Here is an 8,236-nt window from a genome sequence, read left to right on the forward strand (position 1 = left end):
CCGGCCGCTTGAGGGACGGCGCCGCGAATTCGGCGGCCGGCATCCGAAACCCTTCACATAAGCAGTCGTGCCCCATCGCTAGTTAACTGATCAGCGCGGTGCTGTCGTGCTGCGGCAGAAGTGGTCACGCGGATGGCGGGAACGGCGTTCGCGCCCGCTTGAGAGCGCAAACGCCTATTCAGATGCCGGCTAGAAACGCGGTGCTAGTCTTAGGGACTGTAGGTCCCTGCGTCGTCGCCGCCAACCAAGCCGCCTCTGTTGTTCGGGCTGCCGTAGTACTGACCATAGCCGCCATAGTAGCGCGGAATCAGCGTTGGTCGTCCGGTGACGTAACTGCGGTTGGCGTAGCCGCCGTAATAGCCAACAGGGTAGCCGCCAGCGGCATAACTGCCGCCGTAGTAGCGCGGAAACAGCGTTGGCCGTCCGGTGACGTAGCTGCGGTTGGCGTAGCCGCCGTAATAGCCGCCAGGGTAGCCATAACTGCCGTAATAGTTGCCGGGGTAGCCGCCATAGTAGCCCCAACCAGTGCCTGCATATGGGCCACCACCATAGTACCCATAAGGTGAGGTGGCCGCTACCGCGGCCGTCCCAATCGCGCCGGCCGCCAGGCCAGCACCGACCACACCGGCACCGTAGCCGTACGCAGCCCGCCGGTAATGGCGACGCGCAACGCCGGCACCGCTTAGGGGGGTCAATGGGCGACCGATCCGCGCCTGCGCGCCCTCAACTGACAGCGAGACGCCGCGCTGTTCAGACCAGCTGAACGAGAGCAACGTAGCGCACGCGAAGGCCGAGGTCGCAATCGCAAATGTCCTCAAGCTCATCTGCTTCATGGACGTTCTCCACTAAGCCTGCCCCTTCGTAAAATGCGTGGGCATTGCGCTAGATCAAGGGCCTTCAGCGGATATGCCCGCTTTAGATGAGGTAGAAACGCTGACGCATTGAAGACACTCTTGCCGGTCAGCGCGCTACTACCGGGCACGCCAGCGTCCTCCGCTTCCAGTGTCAGCTGGGTCAAAAGTCAGACTTGCGTTACATGTCGGCTTTCAGGCCGGATCGAACGTTCGGCGAGCAGGGGTTCACGACCGCCGGTGCTACGACGTGCTGGGGACACGTTACTGGGTTAAATCGACTCGTTTCTGCTCATAGGCACAGCTATCGTCACGGCGCCATCGTCTCCTTCACGGCCGCGACGAGCTGCGTCAGCGTGAACGGCTTCGGCAGGAAGGCGAATTGCTGGTTTTCCGGCAGGCTCTTCTCGAACGCATCCTCGGCATAGCCCGAGACAAAGATGATCTTCAGATCCGGATTGCGGCTGCGCATCTCCTTCAAGAGCGTCGGGCCGTCCATCTCGGGCATCACCACGTCGGAGACGACGAGGTCGATCTCGCCATTCTTCTCGTCGAGCGCTTCCATCGCCTCAATGCCATTGGACGCCTCGATCACGCTGTAGCCCCGCGAGCGCAGGCCGCGGGCGTTCAGTGAACGCAGGCCATCCTCGTCCTCGACCAAAAGGATCGTACCCTGCCCGGTCAGGTCGGGTTTTGGCTTCGGCGGCTCGGCTGCGGTCTCCTTGGCCGCGCCATTGGTCGGCTGCGGCTCCGGTGCGACCTCCTGCTCGGGCCGGTGGCGCGGCAGGAAGATGCGGAAGGTGGTGCCCTCGCCGGGCGAGGAATCGACATATACGAAGCCGCCGGTCTGCTTGACGATGCCGTAGACCGTCGACAGGCCGAGCCCCGTGCCTTTGCCAACCTCCTTGGTCGAGAAGAACGGCTCGAAGATCTTGTCGATGATCTCAAGCGGAATGCCGGTGCCGGTATCGGTGATGTCGATCCGCACATAGTCCGCCGCCGGCAGGCCCTTGTAGGCGAGCTGGCCCGCTTCCTCTGCCGCGACATTCTGGGTCTTGATGATCAGCTTGCCGCCATCAGGCATCGCGTCGCGCGCGTTGACGGCGAGGTTGACGACCACCTGCTCGAACTGGGAGACATCGACCTTCACCGGCCAGAGGTCGCGCCCGTGCACGAGGTCGAGCTTCACCTTCTCGCCGATCAGCCGGCGCAGCAGCATGGTCAGGTCGCTCAATGCGTCGCCGAGATCCAGCACCTGCGGCCGCAGCGTCTGGCGCCGCGAGAAGGCGAGCAGTTGCCGCACCAGCGTCGCCGCGCGGGTCGCGTTCTGCTTGATCTGCATGATGTCCTGGAACGACGGATCGGTCGGCTTGTGCGCGTTCAGCAGGAAATCGTTCGCCATCATGATGGCTGAGAGCACGTTGTTGAAATCGTGCGCGATGCCGCCGGCCAATTGGCCGACCATGTCCATCTTCTGCGACTGATTGATCTGGTTTTCCAGCGTGCGCCGCTCGGTGGTCTCGAGCATGTAGACGATTGCGGCTTCCGCGTCGCGGTCGTCCTCGTCGACTGCAGTAATAAAGAACTGGCCCCAGCGTTCCTTGGCGCCGTCGAGCATGACGTCGACGGGTGCGATGTCGCCCCTGCCCTCGGCCGCCTGGTTGATCGCCGCGATCACCAGGCTGCGGTCGCGCGGATGGACTGCGCGGAAGATCGACTTGGCGGCGGAGCCTTCCGCATTCAGGCTTTGCGCCAGCTTGGCGTAGCGCGCATTGGCCCGCACGACATTGCCGCTGCGATCGACGGTCGCGATCGCCATCGGCGTGTGGTCGAAGAAGCGCATGAAGCGGACTTCGGCGGCGCGTTCGGGATCGTGATGCTCGTCGCGGGCGCGGCTGATGACGAGCGTGCGCGAGGCCCCGGGCGTGCCGTCGGCGCCGAAGGCGAGCTTGTGATAGAGCCGCACCGGCATCGGCTTGCCGCTCCGCATCCTGAGATCGATGTCGAAGACTTCGGTCTTCACCTCACTCGGCGCCGGCACGATCGAGGTCAGCAGCGCTGCGCCGTCGCCGGACACGATGTCGGTGAGCTTCAAGCCGCCCGAGCCGATCTCGGCGAGGTCGTAGTCGAGCCAGTTCGCGAGCGTCGCGTTGACATAGGCGATCTCGCCGGACGGAGTGACCGAGAAGAAACCGCAAGGCGCGTGATCGAGATATTCGATCGCGTGCTGCAATTCCTTGAAGACGTCCTCCTGGCGCTCGCGGTCGCGGGTGATGTCGGCGATCGACCACACCGCATATTTCTGTTCGCGCTTGCTCTGGCCGAGCGGGCGCACCCGCATCCTGAGCCACCGTCCACGCAGGCCGTCATGGCCGGCGATGCGGACCTCCTCCTGCTGCCGCTTGCCTTCGCGCGCGGCCTTGAGCAGGCGGAACACGGCCTCGGAGACATCCGGATTGCCGATGAAGACGCGCTCGACCGGCCGAACCTCCTGCGGGCTCGCCGCGCCCGTCAGCGCGAGATAGGCGGCGTTGGAATAGACCACGTGCCCGTGCGAATCCGTGACCGCCAGCCCGTCATAGGCGTGGTTGGCGATCCGGCCCATCACGGGATCGTCGGTGGAACGGTCCGAGAAACGGACGATTCCGGCGGCAAAGGCGAACAGGCTGAACAGCCCGACCATGGCCAAGAGCGCCAGCACACCGACGATATAGGGCTGCGCCTGGGCGCGGCCGATCGTCATCAGCGCGATCGCCACCGCGACGAGGCCGGCCGCCACCAGCAGCACCAGGACGATGCTGCCGCTCCGCCGCGCCGGTTCGTGGGCCACGAACGGCTCGGCAGCTTGGTTGTGATCGGTCTCGGCGGTCATTGAAGGAAACTGCCCGTCGGCGGTGAAGGCGTGCAGATTCGCCCGCCCTCCTGAGTGCCTCAATCGGAGCTTGGAGCGCAAGTCCATCAGGCCGCTATTTCCCAGGTTAAGCCCATCTCAGGCCGCTTTCGTTCCATTCCCGGAGCCCCATCCCGCGTCAGCTTCGCTGTCCCGACAGCCCGCGCCGCTTCAGGCCCATGACGTAGCCGATGATTTCGGCGACCGCGTGATAGTGTTCGACCGGAATTTCCTCGTCGATATCGACGGTTGCATAGAGCGCGCGGGCCAGCGGCACGTTCTCGACGATCGGGATGTCGTGATCCTTGGCGATCTCCCTGATCTTGAAGGCGATGATGTCGACGCCCTTGGCAACGCAGACGGGCGCCTGCATGTTGCGGTCGTAGGCGAGCGCCACCGAATAGTGGGTCGGGTTGGTGATGATCACGCTGGCCTTGGGAACCGAGGCCATCATCCGCTTCTTCATGCGCTGCTGCCGCAACTGGCGGATGCGCCCCTTGATGTGCGGATCGCCTTCCGACTGCTTGAACTCCTCCTTCATCTCCTGCACTGACATCTTCTGCCGCTCGTACCATTGCCGGTACTGGAAGAAGTAGTCGGCGATGGCGACCGCGGCGAGCATCGCCACCACCGCGCCCATCAGGTGCACGGTCAGGCTGGTGGTCGCGGGCAGGATCGAGGCGACGTCGATCCTAAGCAGCGATTCCAGCCGGTGCCACTCCGGCCACAGCACCGCGGTCATGACCGCGCCGAGCGCGACGACCTTGAAGATGCCCTTGAGGAAATTCGCCGCCGCCTGCTTGCCGAAAATGCGCTTGAAGCCGGCGCCGGGCGAGATCTTGCTGAATTTCGGCGTCAGCGACTCCGCCGACCACACCAGGCGGTGCTGGATCATATTGCCGGCAATCGCCGCCAGCATCAGCATCAGGAGCGGCACGCCGATTGCCGCGATGACAGCGATGCCCAGCGTCTGCATCAGCGACAATAGCCCCGGGCCGTCGGTCCTGATCATCCAGGAATTGGCGATCAAGTTGCGCAGCGGCGTCAGGATGCCTGCTGCCGTCGAGGTCGAGAAGGTCGACAGCACCAGCGTGCCGCCGGCGATCACGAACCAGGTGTTGACCTCCTGGCTCTTGGCGACATCGCCCTTCGCATGTGCGTCATCGAGACGTTTTTGCGTAGGGTCTTCTGTTTTGTCGTCGCTATCCTCGGCCATGGCGGCTCCCTATTTCAGCGGCGTCAGTTGGTGCATGACGCCGATGAAGTATTCGAGATAGGTCCCCATCATCGCCGCGAGCACCACGGCGAAGATCAGGAACCCGGCGAGGATCGAGAGCGGCACGCCGACGAAATAGACCTGCATCTGCGGCATCAGCCGCGCCAGCACGCCGAGCCCGATATTGAAGACGAGACCGAATACGAGAAACGGCGCCGACAGTTGCAGGCCGATCTTGAAGGCCTCGGCGAAGGCGCGCGTCGCCAGCGCCGCCACGTCGCCGGTCGGCATCAAGGCGCCCGGCGAGAAGATCTTGTAGCTCTCGTTCAGCGCCGCGAGCACCAGATGGTGGGTGTCGGTCGCAAACAACAGCGTCATGCCGAGGATGGTGAGGAAGTTGCCGATGAGCTGGCCCTGCTGTCCCTGCGTCGGATCGATCGCGGTGACGAAGCCGAGGCCGAGTTGCTGGGCGATCACCGAGCCCGCGACGGCAAGCGCCGACAGCGTCACGCGCGCGGTCGCCCCGAGCACGATGCCGATGACGATCTCGTGCACCATCAGCACCATCAGCGACGTCACCGACGTGACGTCGACATGGTAGTCCGCACGGTGCAGCGGCAGGATGATCAAAGTCAGCAGCAGTGCGATCCCAAGCTTGATCCGCGCCGGGATATTGCTCTCGCCGAATCCCGGCAGCAACATCACCATCGCACCCATGCGGGCAAACACCAGCACGAAGGTCGCGGCGAGCGCCGGCAGCAGGGATATGTCGATGCGCATGACTCACGCACAGTGCGATGTATTTGACATTCGCATCGGCATTTTCCGCGATTCCTCCATGCGAATGTCAAATACATCGCACTGCAAAAAAATGATCTTGCTAATGTCCCTTCGGCCCTGACATTCGCAACCCCGCCTGCCGCGACTGAGTGCGAATGTCAGGGCCGGGACATTAGTGCATCAACCGCCGATGATTCGCGACGATATCCGCATCATGTGGGCGTGCATCGAATCCGCCATGAACGGCAGCGCGAGTAGCAGCGTCACAAAGATCGCGATGATCTTCGGCACATAGATCAGCGTCTGCTCCTGGATCTGTGTCAACGCCTGGAACAGCGACACGATCACGCCGACCACAAGGCCGACGATCATCAGGGGTGACGACACCACCACGATGGTCCAGATCGCATCGCGCGCCACGTCGAGGGTTTCAGCACCGGTCATTTGGTTTCTCGCTTTGCAGTTACTTGCGTTGGATGCGAATGGCGAGTGGCGAATAGCGAATGGATCACACCTCTTCCCCTATTCGCTATTCGCCACTCCCTATTCGCCCCAATCAAATCGGCATCTTCATGATGTCTTCATACGACTGGATCACCCGGTCCCGCACCGACACCAGGGTCGAGACCGCGACGTCGGTCTCCGCGACCGCGGTCACCACGTCCATCACATTGGCCCGGCCCGCGGTCATCGCCACGGTCTGGGCGTCGGACTTGCGGCCGGCATCCATGACGCTGCCGATGGCTTCCTTCACCAGCGCGCCGAACGAGGGGCCTGCGGTCTCGCCGCCCTTCTCGGCGCCGCCCCGCTCCATCATGCGGGCGAGGCTGGCATAGGCGTTGGCGGCAACTGTCGGTGTGGCCATGTTGGATCGCTTCCTGTTTCTTTAGGACTTGAGGATATCGAGTGTGCGCTGGATCATCCGCCGCGTGGCGCTGATGATGTTGAGGTTCGCCTCATAGGAGCGCTGGGCGTCGCGCATGTCGGTCATTTCGACCAGCGGATTGACGTTGGGATATTTCACGTTGCCGGCCACATCCGCCGCCGGATTGCTCGGCTCGTATTTGACGCGGAACGCCGACTGGTCGGGCCGGACCCGGCCGAGCGTCACCACCTTGGCGTCCAGCGTGCGGTCGAGCGCGGAAGAGAAGGTCGGCACCTTGCGGCGATAGGGATCGCCGCCCGCGGTCTGCGCCGTCGAATCGGCGTTGGCGATGTTTTCCGAGATCACCCGCATCCGCCCGGCCTGCGCACGCAGGCCGGAGGTGGCAATCGTCATCGAGCGGGCGAAATCGCTTCCATCGTCGGCCATGATCCTTCCTCCCTAGAAAACCGTCAGCGCCTGCCGATGGCGGTTTTGATCAGCCCGAGGCTGCGGCTGTAGAGCGAGGTCACCGCCGCATAGTCCATCTGGTTGGCGGAGACCTTCAGCATCTGCTCTTCCAGGTTGACGGCGTTGCCGGCCGGCCTGGTCATGAAGGCGTTCTTGCCGCCGTCATGGTCGAAATTCTCCGGCGCGCCGGAGGCCGCGATGTGGCCGGATGTGGTCCGCATCATCGGCAGCGTGCCCATCGACCCGCCGACGGTCGCACCATTGCGGTCGAAGGTCGGCTCGACCAGGTCGCGCGGCTTGAAGTTCGGCGTGTCGGAATTGGAAACGTTCTCGGCGAGCACCCGCTGGCGCTCCTGGTGCCACTGCATCTTGGTGCGCAGCGCCGACAGGATCGGTAGATCGTTGACGGACATCGCCGCGCCCCCGTTAACCTCTGGGGCCATCCCCGAGGTAGGCAGAATTTGCCCGGTGTATGGTTAACGGCTGGTTAAATTGTTCCAGGATGTCGTGGGCAGCACGGGTGGCAACCTGCGAATCATCGGAAAGTGCACATTTTTGCCACGATGGCTGCGTTAACCAGGGCGCGTGGGCGGGCTCAGAAGTCGTTTTGGAACAATCGATTCTTGGTCTATTAGTAAACATGGGCGGCGTGCCGTGGGGAATTAAGAAATAAGGCTGATCTCGGGCGTGATTCGCTGATCGGATCGCTTCAGCCCGCATCCGTCTAAGCCAGCATGAAAGCAGGGCCAGATGGCCGGGGACAGTAATATGCAGATCCTGTGGTTCCTCTTTGCGTTCATCGCCGTATTGGCGCTGATCGGTCTGGCAGCGTGGCTGGTGCGACGCTTTGCCGGTAACCGCCTCGGCGCCAACACCAATCGCGGGCGGATGCCGCGGCTGGCGGTGATCGATGCGGCCGCGGTGGATGGGCGACGACGCCTCGTGCTGGTCCGGCGCGACAATGTCGAGCATCTGCTGATGATCGGCGGCCCCACCGACATCGTCGTCGAACCCAACATCGTCCGCGCGATGGCAGCCCGCGATCAGGCGCCACCACGTCCGGTGGTCGCGAGCGCCGAGCCGCCACCGCGGGTTGCGCCACTTCCCGATACCGCCTGGGCGGAGGCCGAAAGCGCCCGCACCGATATTTTCGACACTCCGGAGCC

General features: G+C 63.5%; 9 protein-coding genes. 1 reads left to right on the plus strand and 8 read right to left on the minus strand.

The features are described 5' to 3' along the window. Positions 1 to 209: 209 nt before the first annotated feature. The 8 genes from CWO89_RS37165 to flgB all read right to left on the minus strand — a co-directional run bounded on the left by CWO89_RS37165 (position 210) and on the right by flgB (position 7,483). Complete coding sequence (locus CWO89_RS37165; RefSeq protein ID WP_245476759.1) at positions 210 to 833, minus strand: hypothetical protein; 624 nt, start codon at positions 831 to 833, stop codon at positions 210 to 212. A gap of 328 nt (positions 834 to 1,161) precedes the next feature. After that, positions 1,162 to 3,723 (minus strand): cell cycle histidine kinase CckA, encoded by a 2,562-nt coding sequence (cckA, locus tag CWO89_RS37170; protein WP_130583335.1) that lies wholly within the window; start codon positions 3,721 to 3,723, stop codon positions 1,162 to 1,164. Positions 3,724 to 3,880: 157 nt separating this feature from the next. Continuing rightward, positions 3,881 to 4,957, minus strand: a complete 1,077-nt coding sequence (gene flhB, locus CWO89_RS37175; protein ID WP_130583336.1) for a flagellar biosynthesis protein FlhB — start codon at positions 4,955 to 4,957, stop codon at positions 3,881 to 3,883. Between the two features lie 9 nt (positions 4,958 to 4,966). Then, positions 4,967 to 5,737 (minus strand): flagellar biosynthetic protein FliR, encoded by a 771-nt coding sequence (fliR, locus tag CWO89_RS37180; protein WP_130583337.1) that lies wholly within the window; start codon positions 5,735 to 5,737, stop codon positions 4,967 to 4,969. Between the two features lie 180 nt (positions 5,738 to 5,917). After that, a complete protein-coding gene (fliQ, locus tag CWO89_RS37185; RefSeq protein ID WP_130583338.1) occupies positions 5,918 to 6,181 on the minus strand; it encodes a flagellar biosynthesis protein FliQ in 264 nt (87 codons plus the stop codon). A 112-nt stretch (positions 6,182 to 6,293) separates the two neighbouring features. Further along, positions 6,294 to 6,602 carry a flagellar hook-basal body complex protein FliE gene (fliE, locus tag CWO89_RS37190; RefSeq protein ID WP_130583339.1) on the minus strand — a complete coding sequence of 103 codons (309 nt, stop codon included), beginning with the start codon at positions 6,600 to 6,602 and terminating at the stop codon, positions 6,294 to 6,296. Between the two features lie 21 nt (positions 6,603 to 6,623). Continuing rightward, positions 6,624 to 7,049 carry a flagellar basal body rod protein FlgC gene (gene flgC, locus CWO89_RS37195; protein ID WP_130583340.1) on the minus strand — a complete coding sequence of 142 codons (426 nt, stop codon included), beginning with the start codon at positions 7,047 to 7,049 and terminating at the stop codon, positions 6,624 to 6,626. Positions 7,050 to 7,072: 23 nt separating this feature from the next. After that, positions 7,073 to 7,483, minus strand: coding sequence for a flagellar basal body rod protein FlgB (gene flgB, locus CWO89_RS37200; protein ID WP_130583341.1), 411 nt, complete (start codon positions 7,481 to 7,483; stop codon positions 7,073 to 7,075). A 355-nt stretch (positions 7,484 to 7,838) separates the two neighbouring features. Here flgB and CWO89_RS37205 point away from each other — a divergent pair. Further along, positions 7,839 to 8,236: flagellar biosynthetic protein FliO (locus CWO89_RS37205; RefSeq protein WP_207234651.1), on the plus strand; the 398-nt coding region annotated here is incomplete at its 3' end.

The organism is Bradyrhizobium sp. Leo170, assembly GCF_004296405.1.
Classification (GTDB): Bacteria; Pseudomonadota; Alphaproteobacteria; order Rhizobiales; family Xanthobacteraceae; genus Bradyrhizobium.

Bases quoted from the DNA above. Each gene is read 5' to 3' on its own strand.
- CWO89_RS37165 (WP_245476759.1), bottom strand. From the start codon at position 833: ATGAAGCAGATGAGCTTGAGGACATTTGCGATTGCGACCTCGGCCTTC.
- cckA (WP_130583335.1), bottom strand. From the start codon at position 3,723: ATGACCGCCGAGACCGATCACAACCAAGCTGCCGAGCCGTTCGTGGCC.
- flhB (WP_130583336.1), bottom strand. From the start codon at position 4,957: ATGGCCGAGGATAGCGACGACAAAACAGAAGACCCTACGCAAAAACGT.
- fliR (WP_130583337.1), bottom strand. From the start codon at position 5,737: ATGCGCATCGACATATCCCTGCTGCCGGCGCTCGCCGCGACCTTCGTG.
- fliQ (WP_130583338.1), bottom strand. From the start codon at position 6,181: ATGACCGGTGCTGAAACCCTCGACGTGGCGCGCGATGCGATCTGGACC.
- fliE (WP_130583339.1), bottom strand. From the start codon at position 6,602: ATGGCCACACCGACAGTTGCCGCCAACGCCTATGCCAGCCTCGCCCGC.
- flgC (WP_130583340.1), bottom strand. From the start codon at position 7,049: ATGGCCGACGATGGAAGCGATTTCGCCCGCTCGATGACGATTGCCACC.
- flgB (WP_130583341.1), bottom strand. From the start codon at position 7,483: ATGTCCGTCAACGATCTACCGATCCTGTCGGCGCTGCGCACCAAGATG.